This is a genomic window from Streptomyces venezuelae (assembly GCF_008642295.1).
In the GTDB taxonomy this organism is placed as follows: domain Bacteria; phylum Actinomycetota; class Actinomycetes; order Streptomycetales; family Streptomycetaceae; genus Streptomyces; species Streptomyces venezuelae_C.
In genome coordinates this window covers 1489253-1510690 of record NZ_CP029190.1, presented here as the reverse complement: position 1 = coordinate 1510690, position 21438 = coordinate 1489253, and the positions used below count along the sequence as shown (strand labels likewise).

Sequence of the window (21438 nt, the reverse complement as noted above, 5' to 3'; positions counted from 1 at the left end):
CATGGCTCAGAACACCCGCACCGCGCCCGCCGGTACGCCGACGAACGTCACCCAGAAGCACACCAAGGGCGGCATCGGCGAGTCCACGCTCCGCCCGGACGGCACCCTCAAGGTCACCGGCGAGTTCGCCTACTCCTCGGACATGTGGCACGAGGACATGCTGTGGGGCCAGACCCTGCGCAGCACCGTGGCCCACGCCGAGATCGTCTCCATCGACATCTCCGAGGCGCTGGCCATGCCCGGCGTCTACTCGGTGCTGACGTACGACGACCTGCCGGCCGAGATGAAGAACTACGGGCTGGAGATCCAGGACACCCCGGTCCTCGCCAACGGCCGGGTGCGCCACCACGGTGAGCCGGTCGCCCTCGTGGCCGCCGACCACCCGGAGACCGCCCGCCGCGCCGCGGCCAAGATCAAGATCGACTACAGGGAGCTGCCGCTCGTCACGGACGAGGCCTCCGCCCTCGCCGCCGACGCGCCGCTGATCCACGAGGGCCGCGACGACCACCACTCCGGCCACGTCCCGCACCCGAACATCGTGCACCGCCAGCCGATCATCCGCGGCAACGTGGAAGAGGCGCGCAAGCGCGCCGATGTCATCGTCGAGGGCGAGTACACCTTCGGCATGCAGGACCAGGCCTTCCTCGGCCCGGAGTCCGGTCTGGCCGTACCGTCCGAGGACGGCGGTGTCGACCTCTACGTCGCCACCCAGTGGCTGCACTCGGACCTCAAGCAGATCGCCCCCGTCCTCGGCCTGCCCGAGGAGAAGGTGCGCATGACGCTCTCCGGCGTCGGCGGTGCCTTCGGCGGTCGCGAGGACATCTCGATGCAGATCCACGCCTGCCTGCTGGCCCTCGCGACCAACAAGCCGGTCAAGATCGTCTACAACCGGTTCGAGTCCTTCTTCGGCCATGTGCACCGCCACCCGGCGAAGCTCTGGTACGAGCACGGCGCCACCAAGGACGGCAAGATCACGCACATGAAGTGCAGGATCGTCCTGGACGGCGGCGCGTACGCCTCGGCCTCCCCGGCCGTGGTCGGCAACGCCTCCTCGCTCTCCGTCGGCCCGTACGTCATCGACGACGTCGACATCGAGGCGATCGCGCTCTACACGAACAACCCGCCCTGTGGCGCCATGCGCGGCTTCGGCGCCGTCCAGGCCTGCTTCGCGTACGAGGCCCAGATGGACAAGCTCGCGGCGAAGCTGGGCATGGACCCGGTCGAGTTCCGCCAGCTGAATGCCATGGAGATGGGCACGATCATGCCCACCGGCCAGGTCGTGGACTCCCCGGCGCCGGTCGCCGAGCTGCTGCGCCGGGTCAAGGCCCGCCCGCTGCCGCCGGAGCGCCAGTGGGAGACCGCCGGCGAGGGCGCGGACGTCCGCGCGCTGCCGGGCGGCCTGTCCAACACCACCCACGGCGAGGGCGTCGTCCGCGGCGTCGGCTACGCGGTCGGCATCAAGAACGTCGGCTTCTCCGAGGGCTTCGACGACTACTCCACCGCCCGGGTGCGCCTGGAGGTCATCAACGGCGAGCCGGTCGCGATGGTCCACACGGCCATGGCGGAGGTCGGCCAGGGCGGTGTCACCGTCCACGCGCAGATCGCCCGTACCGAGCTGGGTGTCACGCAGGTGACCATCCACCCGGCCGACACCCAGGTCGGCTCCGCCGGTTCCACGTCCGCCTCCCGGCAGACGTACATGACCGGTGGCGCGGTGAAGAACACCTGTGAGGCCGTCCGCGAGGCGCTGCTGGAGATGGGCCGCCGCAAGAACGGCTCCTACCACCCGGCCTGGGCCCACGCCGAGCTGCTCCTGGAGGGCGGCAAGGTCGTGACCGACGGCGGCGAGGTCCTCGCGGACATCGCCGACATCCTGGAGAACGAGGCGATCGACCTCGAGCTCGAGTTCCGTCACCGTCCGACGGTCGCCTTCGACCTGAAGACCGGCCAGGGCGACGGCCACGTCCAGTACACCTTCGCCGCGCACCGTGCGGTGGTCGAGGTGGACACCGAGCTCGGCCTCGTCAAGGTCGTCGAGCTGGCCACCGCCCAGGACGTCGGCAAGGCGCTGAACATGCTCTCCGTGGTCGGCCAGATCCAGGGTGGCACCACCCAGGGTCTCGGCGTGGCGGTCATGGAAGAGATCATCGTCGACCCGAAGACCGCGAAGGTGCGCAACCCCTCCTTCACGGACTACCTGATCCCCACCATCCTCGACACCCCGACCATCCCGGTCGACGTCCTGGAGCTCGCGGACCCGAACGCCCCCTACGGTCTGCGCGGTCTCGGTGAGGCCCCCACCCTGTCGTCCACCCCGGCCGTCCTCGCGGCGATCCGGCAGGCGACCGGTCTGGAGCTGAACAAGACCCCGATCCGTCCCGAGGCCCTCACCGGCACCCTCTAGGGACCCAAGCTCTCCGGGCGGTGTGACACGGGAACGTCACACTTCACGGTCACACCGCCCGGAGTACGAAGTACCGCACCGCTCGCGGTTCTCTTCACCCCCGCAGTAGCAGCAGTAACAGCAGTGACCGCAGTACCGCATCAGCAGCAGTAACCGAAGTCCCCTTGCTTCGTCTCGGGCCGTCCCCCGGGTCGTGCAGCCAAACGTTTCATCCCAAATCCCGCAGTCACCAATCCCCAGCGCGGGTGCCCCTTTGAACCTTGGGAGTTAGGCACCATGACCCAGTCGTCTGTGGAGCCCAAGACCACCGCGGAAGACGCCGGCGAAGGCTCGCGTCCCCCGGCCGGCAAGTCTTGGCTCGACCGGTACTTTCACATCACCCACAGAGGATCCAACGTCGGCAACGAGGTTCGTGGCGGTATCACGACCTTCATGGCCATGGCGTACATCCTCCTGCTCAACCCGCTGATCCTTTCCGGCAAGGACGTCGCCGGCAACGCGATGGCCCCGGCGGCGCTCATCACCGCCACGGCGTTCGCAGCTGCCGTGACCACGCTCCTCATGGGCTTCGTGGGCAAGGTACCGCTCGCCCTCGCCGCCGGACTCTCCGTCTCCGGCGTGCTGGCCTCGCAGGTGGCTCCCGCCATGACCTGGCCGCAGGCCATGGGCATGTGTGTCATCTACGGTGTCGTGATCTGTCTCCTGGTCGTCACCGGCCTCCGCGAGATGATCATGAATGCGATCCCGTTGGCGCTCAAGCATGCGATCACCATGGGTATCGGCACCTTCGTGGCCTTCATCGGCCTCGTCAACGCCGGTTTCGTCGGGCGGGGCCCGGAGTTCGGTCCCCCCGTCCAGCTCGGTTCGGTCGGTGAGCTGGCCGGCTGGCCCGTCCTGATCTTCTGTGTGACCCTGCTGGCCATCTTCATGCTCCAGGCCCGCAAGGTCCCCGGCGCGATCCTGATCGGCATCGTCGTCGGAACCGTCCTCGCCGTCATCATCAACGCCATCGTCGACATCGAGGACAAGGCCTGGAAGAGCGGCCCGCCGGAGCTCGCCGGCTCCGCGGTCTCGATGCCGGACTTCTCGCTCTTCGGCGACGTCGAGTTCGGCGGCTGGGGCGACGTCGGTGTCCTCACCGTCGGCATGATCGTCTTCACCCTGGTGCTGGCCGGCTTCTTCGACGCGATGGCCACCATCATCGGTGTCGGCACCGAGGCCAAGCTCGCCGACGACAAGGGCCGGATGCCGGGTCTGTCGAAGGCCCTGTTCATCGACGGTGCCGGCGGCGCCATCGGCGGTGTCTCGGGCGGCTCCGGCCAGACCGTGTTCGTCGAGTCCGCCACCGGTGTCGGCGAGGGTGCCCGTACGGGTCTCGCCTCCGTGGTGACCGGTCTCTTCTTCGCCGCCTGCCTGTTCTTCACCCCGATCACGCAGATCGTCCCGGGTGAGGTCGCCTCCGCGGCCCTGGTCGTCATCGGCGCGATGATGATGGCGAACGCCCGCCACGTGGACTGGGCGGACACCGCCACCGCGATCCCGGTCTTCCTGACCGTCGTGATCATGCCCTTCACCTACTCGATCACTCCCGGTGTCGCCGCCGGTGTCATCGCGTACGTGGCCATCAAGATCGCCCAGGGCAAGGCCCGCGAGATCGGTGCCTTCATGTGGGGTCTGACCGCGCTCTTCGTGGTCTTCTACTCGCTCCACCCGATCGAGGGCTGGCTCGGCATCAGCTGACCGGCGCCGGTATGACCGGCGGGCCCGCACCCTTCACCCATCCGATACTGGAATCCGAACCTCGTCAGGAGGCCGCAATGCTGGACATCGCCGAAGAGCTGAACCGGTGGGTCGAGCAGGGACGTGACTTCGCCGTGGCCACCGTGGTGGCGGTCGGCGGGAGCGCCCCGCGGCAACCGGGCGCCGCGCTCGCCGTCGACGGCGAGGGCGAGGCCATCGGCTCGGTGTCCGGTGGATGTGTGGAGGGTGCGGTCTACGAGCTGTGCCGGCAGTCGATCGAGGACGGCGAGACCGTCCTGGAACGCTTCGGCTACAGCGACGACGATGCCTTCGCCGTGGGTCTGACCTGCGGCGGAATCATCGACATCCTGGTCACCCCGGTACTGGCCGGCTCCCCGGAGCGGGCCGTGTTCGAGGCCGCGCTGGCCGCCGCGGCGGCGGGCGAGCCCGCGGCCGTGGCCCGGCTGGCCGCCGGGCCGGCCGAGCTGATGGGCCGCGCCGTACTCGTCCGTACGGAAGGTCCGTACGAGGGCGGGCTCGGCGGGCACCCCGAGCTCGACCGGACCATCGCCGAGGAAGCCCGCGCCATGCTGGACGCCGGCAAGACCGGCGTCCTGGAGATCGGCGCGGACGGCCGGCTCTGCGGAGAGCCGCTGAAGGTGCTGGTCGAGTCCAGCGTCCCGGCCCCGCGCATGATCGTCTTCGGTGCCATCGACTTCGCCTCCGCCCTGGTGCGGATCGGCAAGTTCCTCGGCTATCACGTCACCCTCTGTGACGCCCGGCCGGTGTTCGCGACCAAGGCCCGCTTCCCCGAGGCCGACGAGATCGTCGTGGACTGGCCGCACCGCTACCTGGAGTCCACCGAGGTGGACGGCCGGACCGTGCTCTGCGTGCTCACCCACGATGCCAAGTTCGACGTACCGCTCCTGGAGACGGCCCTGCGGCTGCCCGTCGCGTACGTCGGCGCGATGGGGTCCCGCCGGACGCACGAGGACCGCAACAAGCGGCTCCGCGAGGTCGGCATCACCGAGCTGGAGCTCGCTCGGCTGCGCTCCCCGATCGGCCTGGACCTCGGCGCCCGCTCCCCGGAGGAGACCGCCCTGTCCATCGCCGCCGAGATCGTCGCCAACCGGCGCGGCGGCACCGGGGCCGCCCTCACCGGCGCGCACACCCCGATCCACCACGACGGCCACGACGGGGTGGCGGGCCGTATCGGCGTCGTCGCTTGAAGAGGTCCCTGACTCCGTAAGTCTGCTGCGAGGCCGCAACCCGAGGGTTGCGGCCTTTCGCCGTGCCCCCTACGCGGTCCAGGGGATCCTCGCGGCCGACATGCCGAAGCCGGCGGACCGGACGCCCGGGATCGGTCCGGTGGGTGCCGGGCGCAGGTCCTCGGGGCGGTAGCGGCGTACTGTCCGGTGCCAGTGGAGGATGCCGGCCAGCCAGTCCCGGAGTTCCGCCACATAGGCGTCGAGGCCGGCCCGGGCCTCCCGGTCCAGTTTCCAGTCCTCGCACAGCACCGGCAGCTGGGTCGCCGCGATGTGCTCGAACTCCTGGATGCGCCGGGTCATCAGCTCATGGCAGATGTGCAGGGCCTCCGGGTAGCCGATGTCGAAGAAGTTCCGGGTGACGAGGATGTGGTTGTGCAGCTCGCCCTCGACCTCGATCTCCTTCTGGTAGGAGAAGATGTCGTTGATCAGGCAGGCCGTGTCCGCCGCCGCGTTCTCCAGCGACCGCATCACCCCGGAGGCGTGGATCGCGTCCGGGATACCCCGGCCCGCCAGGCCCAGCCGGCACAGGTACATGGTGAGCTCGCTGCCGAAGGTGCGCCGGCGCATCTCCGCGTAGTCCACCGGGTCCGGGATGCGGTGGGCGATCGCGTTGTCCACCTCCCACACCCAGCTGTCCAGCATGGTGACCAGGGTGGCGCGGAACTCCGCCCGGTGCCCGGCGGCCATGCCCCCGGTCGTCCGGACCCACAGGTCGGCCAGGGACCGCTCCAGCGGGGTGTGCGGCTCCGGCTGTTCCGCGTGGTCCACCGGGATCACGGCGACCAGCCGGGCCGTGGCCGCCTTGGCCGCAGCGAGGTTCCGGGTCCGGGCGAAGGCCACCGGGTAGTAGTCGTCCCCGTACGTGCCCCAGGTCAGCCAGCACGCGTTGAGGATCAGCTGCTCGGGGGTGGCGTCGGGGTCGATGCCCGCCGAGCACAGCGCGAAGTCGTAGCCGCGGAGTCTGGGTTCGTTCCAGATCGCGGTGGCCGGATCGCCGGGCCGGGCGTCCAGCAGGCCCATCCGGCGCGCCCAGGCCACCGACTCCTCCCGGGCGTGCCGGTGGTGCGGGCTGAGCTTCAGGTCGAACGGCAGCCGGATCTCCGGGATCACCGACGGGCCGGTCTTCTCGAACGGTACATGGGTGAAGGACCGGCGGCGCAGTTCCGCCGCGCGCGGGGCGAACAGGGAGCGGATGTCCAGGGCGGCGGTGCCGAGGCCGGCCGGCAGGAAGGGCAGGGTGACGGGCGCGGCGGCCCGGGCCTCCTCGTTCATATAGCGGCTGGAGACCATGTGCCATGCGTGGCCGCCGGACTGCCAGTCCTGCAGGCCCTTGGCGTAGGCGAGCACGGCCGCAGCCTCGGCCGGGTCCAGGCCCCGGTCGGCGGCCAGCTGGGGGATCTCGGTGAGTGCGGTGTGCTCGAACTGCTGGAGCCGGGAGGTGAGCAGGTCGTTGGAGGCGTCGGCGGCCTCCTGGGTCGAGCAGCCCAGGAAGGTCTCCAGGACCAGGACGGCATTGGAGAGCTCGCCCTCGTCGGCGACCTCCCGCCGGTAGGAGAAGATGTCGTTCCGGATGTGCACGGCGTCCGCGAAGGCGTCCCGCAGCACCGCCAGCGGCCGGGAGTGCGCGACCCGGGCCGGGACCTCCGCCGACACGTATTCGACGAGGCCCGCCGACCAGGGGGCGCCGCCCACCTTGCGGCGCATCTCGATGTACTCGAGGGGGTTGGCGATCCGCCCGATGTTGATGTTGGCCAGTTCCCACATGGACTCGTTGAGCAGGTTCCTGGTGCTCTCGGAGAATCGTTCCCGCCAGTCCATGGACATCGCCGGGACGGTCCGCGCCCACAGATCGGCGAGCCCGGCCTCGACCGGATTGGCGGCCTCGGGGAATCCGTCGGCCAGGTCCATCGGCATGAAGGCGGCCAGCCGCTCCAGGTAGTCCCGGGCGCCCTCCCGGTCCTGGGTGCGCTTGTACATCTCCAGGAAGTGGTCGTCGAAGAAGAACACCCACACGTACCAGTCGGTGACCAGGTTCAGGGCGTCGCTGTCGCAGTCGGGATGGGTGTGAGCGCAGAGCAGCGCGTAGTCGTGCGCGTCGAGGTCGCTCTCCTCCCAGACCCCGGAGCCCTCCAGCATGCCGAAGGCGCGGGCCCATCGTCTGGTGTGGGCTCTCGCGGTCTCCAGATGGGGGTTCAGTCGCGCCGGATACGGCACGTAGAAATCCGGCAGCCGGAACGGCTGGGACGCCTGGGATTTCTGGGACGGCTGGGACGCCTGGGTCACGACAGGATCGGCCTTTCTCCGCACGGGTGCGGGGGACCGGCCGGCCCGGTCCCCCGCACGAGATCAGCAGTGCCCTACCCCCGCCTCCCCCCGGACAAGGGAGAGTTCACCGCTTCAGGTGACGGACGGGTCGTTCCGCGGCGCGCCGCCCTGCCGCGGGATAGACGGGCCGCCGGGCACCGTCTTCCCGTACTGCTCGGCCTGCATCCGGAACATCGCCGCGTACCGGCCGCCGAGCTCCAACAGCTCCTGGTGGCTGCCCTGTTCGACGAGCCGGCCCTCGTGGAGCACGTAGATCACATCGGCGTGCCGGACCCCCGACATCCGGTGGGTGACCAGGACCACCGCCCGCTGCGGCCCGGCCAGGCCGCGGATGCTGTCGAAGGCGGCGATCTCCGCCTCCGGGTCCAGCGCCGAGGTGGGTTCGTCGACCACGATCACGTGGGCGTCCCGGTAACGGGTGCGGGCCAGGCCGAACTTCTGCCACTGGCCGCCGGAGAGCTCGGAGGCGCCCCGGAACACCCGGGCGAGCAGGGTCTCGTAGCCGTGCGGCAGCTTCCGTACCAGCGCGTCGGCCCCCGCGTACCGGGCCGCCGCGACCACCGCGGCGGCGCTGTCCACCCCCTCCACTTCCTGGGGCCGGCCGATGGCGATGTTCGTCCGGGCGGTCACCGGCCAGCGCTCGAAGTCCTGGGTGAGCAGCGCCACCCGGTCGAAGACCTGCTCCCGGTCGGCCTCCGCCAGGTCCACCCCGTCCCAGCCGATCCGGCCGCTGTCCGGCAGGTGCAGCCCGGCCAGCAGTTTCACCAGGGTGGACTTACCGGAGCCGTTCTCGCCGACCAGGGCCACCACCCGGCCCGCCTCCACGGTCAGCGAGACCCCGCTGAGGGCCGGCTCCTCCCGGTCGGGATAGCGGAACCCGACATCGGTCAGCCGGACCGCCTCGAACCGCTCGGGCAGCGCCCGCCCGCCGGCCGGGATGGCCCGCTGCCCGGCCTCGGCGACGAACCGCTCCAGGTCCCGCACGTACAGCGACTCCTCGTGCAGCACGTTCGTACTGGAGACCAGAGCGCCGAGTCCGGCCGAGCCGCTGCGCACCGCGAGCACCGCGGTGCCGGCCACGGCCAGGTCCATCCGGCCGGAGACGATCAGCGCACCCATCGCGGCATAGGTGACCAGCGCGGCGGCGCCGGACAGGGCTGCGGCCAGCAGTTCGGTGCCGGCCTTGTCCCGGGCCAGCCGGGTGGCCTCGGTCTCGGCGTGCTCGCCCATCTTGCGGTAGTGGCCCAGGAGGTAGCGGCCGACCCCGTGTACCCGCACCTCGGCGGCGGAGGTCCGGGAGATCAGCAGCTGCCCGATCAGCCGGGCCGCCCGGACGTGCTCTACCCAGCTCATCACCGACAGGTAGCGGCGCTGCGCCACCCGCATCGCGCCCCAGCCGCGCGGGGCCGCGATCAGCAGCAGCATCGGCAGCAGGGCGGGGTGCAGCACGGTGAGCACCCCGGCCGCGGCGACCAGCGAGATCAGCGCGTTCAGGGTGGCCACGCAGGCGCCGATGGTGCGGCGGGCGGCCGGCGGGCCCCACTGCGCACTGTCCAGCAGCCGCCGGAACTCGCCGTCCTCGATGGCCTCGAGCTCCACCCGGATCGCGGCGTGCAGGTACCGCTCGTGGGCGGCCCGCTCCACCTTGGGCTCCAGCCGTCCGGCGGCGGCCGTGGACCAGGAGGCCAGTACGGCGCCGAGGACGGCGACCAGCGCGCCGAGCGCCAGCGCGGGCAGCGCTGCGTGCAGCCGCTCGGCGGCGGTGCCGGTGCCGAGCAGCCGGCCGAGGACGGCATTCACCACCAGCAGTCCGAGAGCGGCGGTCACGCCCTGTCCGGCCTCGGCGGCGGCCACGGTGAACAGGGCGCGCCGGTCGGCGGACCGGGCCAGCCGCAGGGTGCCGCCGACCATCCTGGGCATGGCGCGCAGGGTGTCGGTCAGGCGGGCCTCCAGCTGGGCGTACTCGTGCTCGGCCCAGCCCGCGTCGTAGCGCAGCGGTCCGCCGAAGAGCTGGCGCTCGCTGTCGGAGACGGTGCCGTCCGCGAGGACGGGGCGTTTGAGCAGCCTCATCCGCAGCCACCCCCGTCCGGATACCGGTCGAACACCACATGAACATGCACAGATCGCAAAGTTCCTCCCGAGCTGCTGCGGCGGGTGACTGACGAGCCAAGAACGTGGCTGTTCAGAGCGGCGTCACGGGTGCGGAGGGGCGAAGGGTCGGACATGTTTACGAGGCCGGGGCCGGGCCCTTGGGGCGGGCGGTGAGTGCCTCGTGATGCGGCGTTCGAATCACTCGGAAGGGGTGGAGGCCTTCCTTCGAGGGATTGCGCCGCCGATAGGGTGGGCGGGAACGCGTAGCCGACGAACACCAGAGGAGCAGCCGTGACCGAGCCGGCGTCCATCGCCCTGCAGCAGCAGATCGCCCGGGAACTGGAGGTCACCGAGACCTTCGACGCCGAGCGGGAGATCGAGCGCCGGGTGGCCTTCCTCGCCGAGCGGCTCACCTCCACCGGCCTGCGGGCGCTGGTGCTCGGGATCAGCGGAGGTGTCGACTCCACCACTGCCGGGCGGCTGTGCCAGCTGGCCGTGGAGCGGGTCCGGGCGGCCGGCCACGAGGCCCGCTTCCACGCGATGCGGCTGCCGTACGGGGTCCAGGCCGATGAGCGGGACGCGCAGCTGGCGCTGTCCTTCATCCGCGCCGACGACGTCCTCACCGTGGACGTGAAGCCGGCGAGCGATGCGGCGCTGGAGGCCGCGGTGGCCGCCGGGGTGGTCTTCCGGGACGCCCACCACCAGGACTTCGTCCACGGCAACATCAAGGCCCGGCAGCGCATGATCGCCCAGTACGCGGTGGCCGGCGCCCATGACGGCCTGGTCGTCGGCACCGACCACGCGGCCGAGGCGGTCTCCGGCTTCTTCACCAAGTTCGGCGACGGGGCCGCCGACCTGGTCCCGCTGACCGGGCTGACCAAGCGCCGGGTGCGGGCCGTCGCCGACGCCCTCGGGGCCCCGGCCGAGCTGGTCTGGAAGACCCCGACCGCCGACCTGGAGACCCTCGACCCGGGCAAGGCCGACGAGGACGCGCTGGGCGTCACCTACGACGACATCGACGACTTCCTGGAGGGCAAGCCGGTCGGCGAGCAGGCCTTCGAGACCATCGCCCGCCGCTACCGCCTCACCGAGCACAAGCGGCAGCTGCCCGTCGCGCCGTAGCGTCCGCGCGGCGGTTCAGGACAGCGGGGTGCGGTGCAGGGAGATGAGCAGCCGCCACACCCGCTGCGCGATCAGGTCTGGGTCCGCCTCGATCAGTCCGTGCAGCCAGTCGGCCAGGACCCCCGCGAAGGCCGAGGCCACCGCCGAGCCGATCAGCTCGGGTTCGGGGGCTCCGGCCAGGGTGCGCTCGGCGACGCTGCGGGCCCGCAGATCCCGGTGCAGGACCAGCCCCAGCGGGCCGCCCCCGCCCGGGCGCAGCAGTTCACGGTAGAGGGCGGCGTGCGGGGCGAGGCTCTCGAAGAAGGCGCGCAGGGCGGGTGGCGGGGCGGCCGGGTCCGGGATGCCGCGCCAGGCGTGCAGGGCGTCCACCGCCTCCCGGACCACATCGGCGCAGGCATCCACGGCGAGCTCTTCCAGGCCGGAGTAGTGGACGTAGAAGGTGGCCCGGCCGACTCCGGCCCGGCGCACCAGCGCCGCGACCCCGACCGAGGCGAGCGGACGCTCCGCGCATTCCTCCAGCAGGGCCCGGCGAAGTGCCGCCCGGGTCCGGGCGGCCCGCGGGTCCTCGGGCCCGCCCGTCACCTGCCGGCCACCAGGACGGCCGCGAGGGCCAGCGCCCCGGGCAGGGCCTGGGCGGCCAGGATGCGGCGGTTGGCGGTGAGGCCGCCGTACACCCCGGCGATCACGACGCAGGCGAGGAAGAACACCTGCACCCGGAATCCGGTCGGGTCCGCCGCGATCAGGCCCCAGACCAGGCCAGCGGCCAGGAAGCCGTTGTAGAGACCCTGGTTCGCGGCGAGCGGTGCGGTGACGCGGGCGAGTTCGGCATCGAAGCCGGAGAGGTCCCGCCCCGGCTGCTTCTCCCACAGGAACATTTCCAGGACCAGGAAGTACAGGTGCAGGGCGGCCACCAGGCCGGTCAGGAGCTGGGCTGTGACATGCATGGGGCGCCACTCTCGACGGCGGAATTTCTGGACAGGTGTCCACCATACCTGGACACCTGTCCAGAAATCCAGGCGGGACCCCCGCGTGCCTGCGTTGCGTGAAGCGCACCTCGATGGAGGCGGCCACCCGTACCGCCAGATATCCGGGACGCCATGGACGGCTTCGCTCGCGTGAACGCCGGCCTCACCCCACCCGGGGAGCTCTTCTCTGGCCCCCGGTTGATCGTGTTCCCCCGGGGGATGGCCTCGCACTTGTGAAGAAAGTTCGGTGGTGCATACGCGGCAATCCAGGCATCTTTCACATGTCCAGCGCCTCACAGGCCAACTTGGGTGTATTTCAAGCCAAGGATGAGCAGTATTGTCGGGGAATCTCGCGGGTTTGGGTGAGTGATGTAAACCCGTAGCCAATCGGAAACCCCCATTCCATTAGCCGTTGGCTATTTCTCTTGATCGTGACGCTTTCCTTGTCCTAGCCTCGATCCCGAGTGCCAACGGCATCTACCTACGGAGGTATCCCATGGCAAACGTTTCCGCCGACCACGGCGCCGCGGACAGCGAGTTTCCGGAAGTGGAGGTTCGAGTTTCGCCGGTAGGCGACCGGGCTCGTGCGACCTTCGCCAAGACGCATCACCGTCCCAGCGTTCCGGACTTCGCCAAGCTGTTCGCGGACCCCGCGAAGTAGTCGATTGGCTCTGCGTGTACCGGGCCCCAGTGCCCGGTACACGCAGATTCCATTCTCCGAGGTTCTCCGCAGCGGTATGAGGGTGATTCAGAGCATGACGACACTTGCATCACGGTTCGGCCGCGCCTTGTCAGATGAACTCGGCGGGGATTTCGCTGCCCACCAGGTCGGCAATGAGGTTGTTTTCAAACACCTCGATCCCGCGCTGCTCGAGGAGTGCTTCTCCTGGGAGGGCCTGAACGAGATCCTCTCCCGTGGGTCCGCCGAGCCTGCGGAGTTCCTGCTGTATGCGGACGGAAGGGCGCTTTCCGAGCATCGGTACATGGTGACGAGGGGCGGACGCCGGGTCTTCGACCTGTCGAAGATGTTTGCGCTCATGAGGTCCGGTGCCAGTTTGATCATAGATTCCCTGGACAGGATTCATCCCGGCGTCCGTGTCGCGACCGACGACATCATGCGGATCACCGGTGAGAACTCCGCCTGCAATCTGTTCGTGACCTTTGACGATGCGCAGGCATTCCCCAGTCACTTCGATGAAGTCGACACATTCGTCGTGCAGGTCCTCGGTACCAAGCGCTGGCAAATCCACGGGCCATCCGAGGAGTTCCCGCTGCCTGAGTATGGTGACAGCGATCCGGTGAACTGTCCCGAGAGCGTACTGTTCGAGAGGACGCTGGTTCCAGGAGACGTGATCCACGTACCCCGGGGCTGGTGGCACACGGTGCGAGGTGGCGGTGAGACCAGCCTGCATCTCACTTTCACCTTCACCCGGCGTACGGGATACGACTGGCTGCGCTGGGTCACGCGCCAGGCGCTGTCCCGCGTGGAGATCCGCGGCAGTCTGGACCGTGCAGGCACGCCCGAAGCCCAACAGGCACAGGCCGAGCGGATTCTCGAGGTGTTTCTGGCCGAGGCGAAGAGTCTGCCACTGGGCGAGTTCTTTGCTGCGGAGCGGCGCGGCTCCGGGGGCCGCGACCTGGCGAGCCTGCCCTGGAACGTGATGAAGGCCCGGCCGTCGGGTGACACAGTGGTGGAACTGGTGCCCGTCCTTCCCCCCGTGGTGCAGGTGGAGGCGGACCAGGTGGTCGTCACCACCGCTGACCAGAGCTTCGCACTGCCCGCTGCGTACCTGGCGTTCATCGAGATCCTCATCGAGGAACGCCGCATCACCGTGGCCGAGTTGGCCGATCGCACCGGAAGCCCCGTCGGGTCCGTCTCGGCGCTGGTCTCGGCCCTGCTGCAGTCCCGTCTGGTGACCGTGTCCGGTGAGAGAGCCTCCCGCACAGAGCGAGAGCCGGCCCGGTGACGGCCCTGTTCCGCCGCGGCATGGGAGCGCTCGGGCTTCCCTCCGCGGAGATGGACACCGTACTCTCCGGTGAACTGCGGGCCGACGCAGTCATCTTGGGGCTGCCATTCGACGCCGGAGTCCCGGGAGTACCCGGTCAGCGCCATGGTCCGGAGATCTTCCGCAAGCTCAGCTCCACGCACGAATGGGCGGTTGACGACACCGGTGCCCTGGGTGGGCTGATCGATCCCGTCACCCGTGACCTGGTGCTTTCCGGACGCAAGGTATTCGACGTCGGCGACTTGGGCGACGTACCGATCGATCCGCGGGTCTCCAGGGGTGCCTACTACCGGGCTCTGGCCCGGTTGTCCGAGCAGCTTGCCAAGGTGGCCAGCGTTCCCGTGTTCATCGGCGGTGACCACAGCCTGTCGGCCCCCGCAGCGACGGGAGCGGCGGCCGTGCACGGACCCCTTCACTTCGTGTGTTTCGATGCGCACTGCGACTTCAATGCCCGCCCGATGCCGGACGTCACGGACATCACCCACGCCGATTTCCTGGGGCACCTGCTCCAGAAGGACGTGATCTCGGGTGCCGAGCTGTACGGCATACGCACGTATCTGCCCGCCGCGTGTGGTCCGCTGCCCGAGGACCTTCGCTGCACCTACTCCTACCGCCCGGATCCCGCGACGACCTGGGACAACCGGCCGACCTATCTGTCGATCGACCTGGACGTGATCGATCCGGCCGAGTTCCCGGCGACCGGACATCCGGAGGCCGGCGGCTACCGGCTGCGGGAACTGCTCACTGCCGTCGAACACGTCTGCCGCACCCGGCGGGTGGTGGCGGTGGACATCGTCGAAGCCCTCCAGGACGACAGGGAGAACCGCGCCACCAGTGCGACGGTGTCGGCGACGGTCATGACATGCCTGCGCGCACTGCTGGAGTTCCCTCAGGAACGGAAGAGGACCGGATGAGTACCGAAACGACCGCACTGGACGCGCAAACCACCGTGCACTCAGGGATCCGGTCCCTGCACGACTGGCAGATCGAGCTGATCTCGCAACACGACCGGCCGGTCATGACAGTGAACGGGACGACCGCAACGGGCAGCAACGCCGGAGAACGTGATGTCACGGTGCGTGTCCATCAGGGGCGTACGTGGATATACAAGGTCTGGCAGAGCGACCGGGGAACGGACCGCTTCCACCTCTATACACCTGTCACGGGCAGGATTCATGAAATCAGCCAAGGAGAGGCGGACCTGCTCCGGTCGGTGGACTGGGAGGAGCGCTCGGCCTCGGACATCAGCAGGCTGATGCTGCTGGTCGCCCCGTTCGAGGAAGGCGGCTGGAGCTTTCCGGAACTGCCCGCCGATGCGCGTGTCGACACTCCTCGTGTCCGCGTCCTGATGCTCAATCCCACGGAGCAGTGCAATATCCGCTGCACATACTGCTACTACGGCGGCGCCTACTCCGAGACGCGCCCGCACCAGACGGCATCGCCACAGGCCGACATGGTGAAGGCGGCCATCGACCTGTTCGTGACCGGTGAAGAGAAACTGGAATCCGCTCCGCGGGCAGTCTACTTCTTCGGCGGCGAGCCGCTCCTTGCCTTCGACGAGATAAAGAAGGCCGTTCTGGTCCTTGAGGAGCGAAAGCGCGAGGTCGGGGCCCGTTTGGAGAACCTGGTTCTCCAGGTGAACTCGAACGGGATGCTGCTCACCCGGAAGATGGTCGAGTTCTTCATCGAACACGACATCTATCTCAACATCTCCATCGACGGCCCCAACCACGACCGCTACCGCGTCGACCGGCGCGGAAAGGGTACGCACGAACGAGTACGCGAGCGCACGGACTGGCTGGCCGAGAACTGGCCGGACTATTTCTCTTCGCGGGTTGCGCTCATCTGTGTGCTGTCGGCTCCGCTCGATGCCTCACGCCTGTACCAGTACTTTTCGGAGTGGCCCGCCGCGCATCGTGCCCTGGCCTGGGACTTCGATCTGCTCCTGCCGGGAGGGGATCAGTCCTACTCGGATTTCGAGCAGATATTCAACGAGCAGCGCCGGGTTTGGGACATCTTCGTCCGGTCTCACGGTCGTCCGCACGGCGAACGAGAGCAGTCGGGGCGATATCACTTCGCGTTCAGTCACGGCTTCCTGCACCGCTCGTTCCACCGTGTCCTCAACCAGCCAGGACGTGAAGGCGGTGCACGGCTGGGGCACTTGCTCGGTATGCAGCTCATCCCCGGCAACGAGTATTTGGTGCTCGGGTCGGACGGAACCCTTTATTCATCATACGAATACCAATCACCCGAGTTCGCTGTCGGTCACACCGACAGGGGTGTCGACCCCGTGGCCGGCGTTGAGCAGCTGGCCATGTTCCGCGATGCCGTTCAGGCGAGTTCCTGTACGACGTGCTGGGCGGCGCCCATGTGTACCGTCACCGTGCCCGAGGCCCCGTTCAGAAGGGCGGACTCGGCCGACGCGGTCATGGAGAAGCTGACGGCCAAGCGCGCACGGTGCATGTCCGAACGGGAAAACCTTCAGCAGGCTCTCCGAGCACGGGTCGACATCGAGGACGAGTACGGCGACGAGGCGCTGGAGGGGCATCGCGACGACTGGCGCCGGCAGCGGACGGAGGTGGCCCGTGTCGACCCCTTCTATGCCTGACATCCCGGGTACGCCTGAGAGCGGTTCGGTCTCCGGGTTGCTCTGTAGTGCTGAGCCGGTGTTGCTGCGGGGAGCCGGCACCCACTGGCCGGTATTCACAGCGCTCCAGCAGCAGTACCTGCGTGAGCGCCCCGACCGCCAGGTGGAGGCTGAGGACCGTGACCGCCGCCCCGTGACGGTGCCCCTGTCGGCCGTCCTCGACGACATGAGCGCCCGCCGCCCGAAGGGTCTCTACCTGCGCAATCAACTGGTGTCGGACTTCGACCCCGCGCTCATCGCCCTCATACCGAGAGATGTGCGGCGCCTCAACTGGCTCCTGGCAATCGAACCCGATGCCCGCCCCGACTGGACCTGGATGATGATCGGCGCAGCCGGCACGGGTTCGCCGATGCACGTCGACGTGATGGCGAGCGCCGCGTGGAACCTGCTGTGTGCGGGGGCGAAACGATGGACCTTCCACCCCCCTGAGCGTGCGGAGGAGTGGGGCCTGCTCCCGCCCGGCTGTTCGCCGCGGGCCACGGGCGTGGGCCGGCAGCGCCTGGAGTTCGTCCAGGAGCCGGGTGACATAGTGGTGACACCGAGTGGCTGGGCCCATGAAGTGCACAACATCACCGGTTCGATCGCCGTGACGAGCAACTTCATCAACGACTGCAACATGGAGTTCGCACTGAGGTACTTCGAGGTGCTCGGGGACACCGCGGCGCGTGAGCTGCTCCTCGCTGTGGGTGAAACGCTCGCCCGGCTCGGAGAAGGCGGTGCCGCGTGAGCGTGACGTCCCTGCCGTTCGGCCTTCCCGCCGTCGGTCTGGGCACCTGGCAGATGCATGGCGAGACAGCCGAACGCGGCGTGCGTGAAGGGATCGAACTCGGTTACCGGCTCATCGACACTGCGACCGCCTACTCCAACGAGGAAGCGGTCGGAACGGGGATCCGCGCGAGCGGCATCGACAGGAGCGAACTGCTGATCGTGACGAAGTTTCCCGAGGAGTGCGCGGGCCGGGAACGGGAAGCACTCCGTACGAGCCTCGATCTCCTGGGCGTCGGCTACGTCGATCTGTGGCTGATCCACGCGCCTTTGGACGCCGAGGGGTCGCTGCGCATCTGGGAACGCTTTATCGAGGCTCGAGACGAAGGCCTGGTCAGGGCCATCGGCGTGAGCAACTTCCGTCCCGCGCAGGTCGACGAGCTGATCCGGGCCTCGGGCGTGGTGCCCGCAGTGAACCAGGTCGCTTTCGGTCCGCGTTACTACGACGTGGAGCTCGCGCCCCATCACACGGCGCATGGCATCGTGACCCAGGCCCACAGTCCCTACAGCGAAAACTCTCCGGCTCATCCCGTGCTGCGTGCGATCGCCGACCGGCACGGCTGCAGCGTGCCGCAGGTACTGCTGCGTTGGCATCGGGCACACGGCGTGCCCGTGGTGGTCAAATCCGTCTCCCGTACGCACCTCGCCGAGAATCTGGACACGTCCGGCTCCCCGCTCGCACCCGCCGACGTGGCGGCCATCGACCGACTGGGCATCAACCCTGGGCCAGGGAAGGAAGAATGAAAGTCCAGCTGGATGGCGTACGGCGCTCCTACGAGGTGCGGCGACGTCCGGAAACGGGTCCCCGGCTGGCCCGTCTCATGCGCCGGGAACGCAGTGAGGTCGAGGCCCTGCGCGGCATCGACCTCCGAATCGAGTCAGGCGAGTCGGTCGGATACATCGGGCTGAACGGCGCCGGCAAGTCCACGACCATGAAGCTCATCGCCGGCATCCTCACGCCGACCCGGGGACAGGTCATGGTGGATGGCCGGGATCCCCACCGCGAGCGCCGGAGGCTCTCCGCGGACCTGGGATACCTGGCAGCTCAACGATCCAGTCTCTGGTGGGACCTGCCGGTGAAGGACTCCTACGAGCTCCTCCGGCGTGTCTACGGCATCGATCCGAAACTGTTCCGTCGGCGCAGCGAACAGCTGGTGGCCCGACTCGACATCGGCCGCCATCTCAACACCCCGGTGCGCGAACTTTCGCTCGGAAACAGGACCCGCGCGGAGTTGGTGGGGACCCTGCTTCACGCACCGAGGCTGCTGCTCCTGGACGAGCCCACGATCGGGCTGGACATCTTCGCGCGCGAGGCGATTTGCGACCTCCTGAAGGAAATCCGGCAGGACGGCGGTCCGACCATCGTGATGGCCAGCCACGACCTGCGGGACGTGGAGGTCATCTGCGACCGGATCATCATGATCGACGCCGGCCGTCTCGTGTATGACGGCAAGATCGCCGATTTGAAGGGTGTCGGGGGTGGCAGGCGTCGGCTGGTCGTCCACCACGCCGAAGGACACCGGCTGCCCTCTGCGCCCGGGCTGAGGCCTGTCGGGGAGGCGGCCCGGACCGTCACCACGTTCGAGTACGCGCGAGGAGATCTTCCCGGGGAGATCCTGTCGACACTGTTCTCCGATCCTCTGGTCGAAGATGTTCAGTTGGAGGCTCCAAGTCTGGAGCAGCTCATCAAAGACCTCTACGCAAAGGCCGATTGATGGAGCGGACGTGGCGCACCTGCCGCGCTCACCTGGCCGTGGCCCACATGCAGATAAGACTCTCCTTCCACTACCGGACCAGGGCCTTCTCGCAAGGTTTCGGTGCCCTGCTGCTGATCGGCCTCCAGGGTGCACTGTGGACGGCGGTGTATGCAGGGGGCGACACGCCGCCGGCGGGGTGGCTGAGCCTGCGCCAGACCATGACGTACGCCGCGGCGGGGACCGTATGGGTGCTGTGCCTGCCCAATCTCGGACTGGCCCGCCAGCTCGAGGCCAAGATCAGGGATGGTCGGATCACCACCGAGCTGCTCATGCCGATGGGGTTCTTCACGCAGTGGTTCTCGGTCGCGCTCGGCCGCTCCCTGGGCATTACGGCACTGGTGGGTCTGCCGGCGGCTGTCCTGGGAGGCGCATTGCTCGTTCCCTTCCAGCTCGGGTCCGGGCATGCCTTGCGACTCGCTCTCACGAGCGTGATCGCCTTCGTGGTCCTCTTCAATCTCAGTTACATGATAGGGCTTTCGGCATTCTTCATCCGCCGCGTCGACGGTCTCAACGAAGTGCGGGAAGCGCTCCTGCTTCTGCTGGGGGGCTCGATGATGCCGGTATCCCTCTATCCCGGGGCCATACGCGATGCGGTGGTGTGGACCCCCTTCGTACACGGCTTCTACACACCGCTCGGCACCTTGGTGAAGGACCCGTTCGTGGACGGGCGCGTCATCGCCATCGGCATCTGCTGGGCGGTGACGCTGACCGCTGCGAGCGCCCTGTACACCCGGCGCGGATTGCGAAAGCTGGTGATTGCCGGTGGCTGAGCGCATCGTAGAGCTGAAGAAGACCCTGGATGTTGCACTGTTTGCCACACGGATGAATTTCCGCAGCCACTTGGTACACCCCGGAGAGGTGGTGCTCGCGAACCTCGGGGCCCTGGTGCAGGCGGTCTCCGGTGCCGCAGTGTTCATGCTGGCGCTGTCGACCGCGGGTGTCGTTCACGGTTGGACGCTGGCCCAGTGGGCGGTGCTCACAGGATTCACGACTGTGGCCCGTGCACTGTGGAACACCGTCTTCTACGGCACCCTGGACATCCCCGACATGATCCGGGGCGGAGAAGTCGATCACTATCTGGTGCGGCCGACAAGTCCTCTGATGCTCATCCTCTTCTCAAAGGTCGACACGGACGTCTGGATCGAGATCGTGATCGGCCTCGGGATGATGGGTGCCGCCCTTCACTACAGCGGCGCCGAACTCTCCGCAGTGGTCGTGTTGTTCATACCCGTCGCACTCATCGGTGCGGCGCTCGTCTTCGCAGCCGTGCACCTGGCGGTCACCTCCTTGTCGTTCTGGCTGCGGCATGACGCGATGCTGAGCATGCTGATCTGGCGGTTCGACAGCTTCGCCCAGCTGCCGATGAGCTTCTACCCGAAATGGATCGTCGCCGTATTCTCCACGGTCGTCCCGTTCGCCTTCGTCGGTTACTACCCCTGCCTCTACATTCTCGGCAAGACGGATTCGCCCATCGTCTGGCTCTGCCCGATGGCGGGCCCCCTGCTCATGGTTCCGGCGGTCATGTTGTGGAGGCGCGGCCTGGCCCGCTACAGCGGAACCGGTTCATAGTCACTTACTTCGTGAGGAGCCCGACAGTGGACAACCTGGCCGCGTTCGAGCGCGACGGATATCTCGTGCTGGACATTTTCTCCGAGGGTGAAGTGGCACGGATGAAGAAAATGCTCTCCGACCTCATCGACCCGCCAGTTCCGGGGCATCCTCGCCTGTACATCCACGCGGCGTCGGACCGGCCCCTGCCGAACCTCGACCCCTACAACCCGTACGCGGTCTGGAAGATTGTCAACACCCCGCTGGCCGGGGACGCCTGGTACTCCCTGATCCACGACGCGCGGATCCTCGACGTCGTCAGTGAACTGCTGGGACCCGACATCAATTTCCACATGGGGTTCGCCCGGCTGCGCCCCGCGGGGCTCCAGGCCGAAGAAGGCTGGCACCGTGACCTGGACACCGATCAGCACACTCTCCCGGAGCTGGTCACCGCGCTGATCTACCTCGACGAGATGGATGCCGAGTCCGGTGCCACGCTCGTCTGGCCGGGGTCCCATCGCCGCTGCGAGCCCGGTCCCGGGCCCGAAGAGCACGAAGCAAAACCCGTCCTGGCGCGCCCGGGATCGGTTCTCTTCCTGCACTGCCTCACCGTCCACCGGGCCAGCACCAACCGTACGGCGCGCCACCGCTCGATCCTCGTCAACGAGTACAAGAGCGCCCGGACCGTCGAGCTCACCCCCAACGACGCCGCCTTCGGTGATCTTCCGCTGCGCAGAGGAGGACGAAATCCGGTGCCGCAGCCGGCCGGATGACCGGCCGGCCGCGGCGCGCGACGGCGG

Annotated in this window: 18 protein-coding genes; 14 read left to right on the top strand and 4 right to left on the bottom strand. The window is 68.5% G+C overall.

Translation table 11 applies throughout. The features are described from left to right. Position 1 precedes the first annotated feature (1 nt). From pucD to DEJ50_RS06620, 3 genes are all read left to right on the top strand, one after another. A complete protein-coding gene (gene pucD, locus DEJ50_RS06630) occupies positions 2–2404 on the top strand; it encodes a xanthine dehydrogenase subunit D (protein ID WP_150206657.1) in 2403 nt (800 codons plus the stop codon). 276 nt (positions 2405–2680) lie between these two features. Beyond that, positions 2681–4144, top strand: a complete 1464-nt coding sequence (locus tag DEJ50_RS06625; protein WP_150206656.1) for an NCS2 family permease — start codon at positions 2681–2683, stop codon at positions 4142–4144. Between the two features lie 77 nt (positions 4145–4221). After that, the gene (locus DEJ50_RS06620; RefSeq protein WP_150206655.1) at positions 4222–5373 is read left to right on the top strand and encodes an XdhC family protein; all 1152 of its coding nucleotides are present in this window, start codon (positions 4222–4224) and stop codon (positions 5371–5373) included. A gap of 69 nt (positions 5374–5442) precedes the next feature. On the opposite strand, the gene DEJ50_RS06615 is transcribed toward DEJ50_RS06620, so the two are convergent. Both DEJ50_RS06615 and DEJ50_RS06610 read right to left on the bottom strand, forming a co-directional pair. Continuing rightward, positions 5443–7695 (bottom strand): terpene synthase family protein, encoded by a 2253-nt coding sequence (locus DEJ50_RS06615; RefSeq protein WP_150206654.1) that lies wholly within the window; start codon positions 7693–7695, stop codon positions 5443–5445. 114 nt (positions 7696–7809) lie between these two features. Further along, positions 7810–9807, bottom strand: a complete 1998-nt coding sequence (locus tag DEJ50_RS06610; protein ID WP_150206653.1) for an ABC transporter ATP-binding protein — start codon at positions 9805–9807, stop codon at positions 7810–7812. Between the two features lie 312 nt (positions 9808–10119). Between DEJ50_RS06610 and nadE the strand changes: the two genes are divergently transcribed. Further along, on the top strand, positions 10120–10950 hold the full coding sequence (gene nadE, locus DEJ50_RS06605; RefSeq protein ID WP_150206652.1) for an ammonia-dependent NAD(+) synthetase: 831 nt from the start codon (positions 10120–10122) through the stop codon (positions 10948–10950). A 15-nt stretch (positions 10951–10965) separates the two neighbouring features. Here nadE and DEJ50_RS06600 read toward each other — a convergent pair whose 3' ends face one another. Then, positions 10966–11532 (bottom strand): TetR/AcrR family transcriptional regulator, encoded by a 567-nt coding sequence (locus tag DEJ50_RS06600; RefSeq protein WP_150206651.1) that lies wholly within the window; start codon positions 11530–11532, stop codon positions 10966–10968. Further along, positions 11529–11894 (bottom strand): DUF1304 domain-containing protein, encoded by a 366-nt coding sequence (locus tag DEJ50_RS06595; RefSeq protein ID WP_150206650.1) that lies wholly within the window; start codon positions 11892–11894, stop codon positions 11529–11531. The genes DEJ50_RS06600 and DEJ50_RS06595 overlap by 4 nt, the downstream gene beginning before the upstream one ends. Before the next feature lie 517 nt (positions 11895–12411). Between DEJ50_RS06595 and DEJ50_RS33820 the strand changes: the two genes are divergently transcribed. The 10 genes from DEJ50_RS33820 (at position 12412) to DEJ50_RS06550 (ending at position 21411) form a co-directional block, all read left to right on the top strand. After that, positions 12412–12576 carry a hypothetical protein gene (locus tag DEJ50_RS33820; protein ID WP_190344325.1) on the top strand — a complete coding sequence of 55 codons (165 nt, stop codon included), beginning with the start codon at positions 12412–12414 and terminating at the stop codon, positions 12574–12576. Positions 12577–12670: 94 nt separating this feature from the next. Further along, positions 12671–13882 (top strand): JmjC domain-containing protein, encoded by a 1212-nt coding sequence (locus DEJ50_RS06590; protein WP_150206649.1) that lies wholly within the window; start codon positions 12671–12673, stop codon positions 13880–13882. Between the two features lie 50 nt (positions 13883–13932). Then, complete coding sequence (locus DEJ50_RS06585) at positions 13933–14835, top strand: arginase family protein (protein ID WP_223837630.1); 903 nt, start codon at positions 13933–13935, stop codon at positions 14833–14835. Further along, positions 14832–16529: a radical SAM protein gene (locus DEJ50_RS06580; RefSeq protein WP_150206648.1), complete on the top strand. Its 1698-nt coding sequence runs from the start codon at positions 14832–14834 to the stop codon at positions 16527–16529. The genes DEJ50_RS06585 and DEJ50_RS06580 overlap by 4 nt, the downstream gene beginning before the upstream one ends. Beyond that, positions 16522–17295 carry a cupin-like domain-containing protein gene (locus tag DEJ50_RS06575; protein WP_150206647.1) on the top strand — a complete coding sequence of 258 codons (774 nt, stop codon included), beginning with the start codon at positions 16522–16524 and terminating at the stop codon, positions 17293–17295. The genes DEJ50_RS06580 and DEJ50_RS06575 overlap by 8 nt, the downstream gene beginning before the upstream one ends. Then, complete coding sequence (locus tag DEJ50_RS06570; protein WP_223837628.1) at positions 17292–18077, top strand: aldo/keto reductase; 786 nt, start codon at positions 17292–17294, stop codon at positions 18075–18077. Before DEJ50_RS06575 ends, DEJ50_RS06570 begins: the two co-directional genes overlap by 4 nt. Then, entirely contained in the window at positions 18074–19048 is a 975-nt protein-coding gene (locus DEJ50_RS06565) for an ATP-binding cassette domain-containing protein (protein WP_150206646.1), read from the top strand. Before DEJ50_RS06570 ends, DEJ50_RS06565 begins: the two co-directional genes overlap by 4 nt. Then, a complete protein-coding gene (locus tag DEJ50_RS06560; RefSeq protein WP_150206645.1) occupies positions 19048–19860 on the top strand; it encodes an ABC transporter permease in 813 nt (270 codons plus the stop codon). Before DEJ50_RS06565 ends, DEJ50_RS06560 begins: the two co-directional genes overlap by 1 nt. Beyond that, positions 19853–20659 carry an ABC transporter permease gene (locus tag DEJ50_RS06555; RefSeq protein WP_150206644.1) on the top strand — a complete coding sequence of 269 codons (807 nt, stop codon included), beginning with the start codon at positions 19853–19855 and terminating at the stop codon, positions 20657–20659. Before DEJ50_RS06560 ends, DEJ50_RS06555 begins: the two co-directional genes overlap by 8 nt. 26 nt (positions 20660–20685) lie before the next feature. Next, positions 20686–21411, top strand: coding sequence for a phytanoyl-CoA dioxygenase family protein (locus DEJ50_RS06550; protein ID WP_150206643.1), 726 nt, complete (start codon positions 20686–20688; stop codon positions 21409–21411). The last annotated feature ends 27 nt before the right edge of the window (positions 21412–21438 follow it).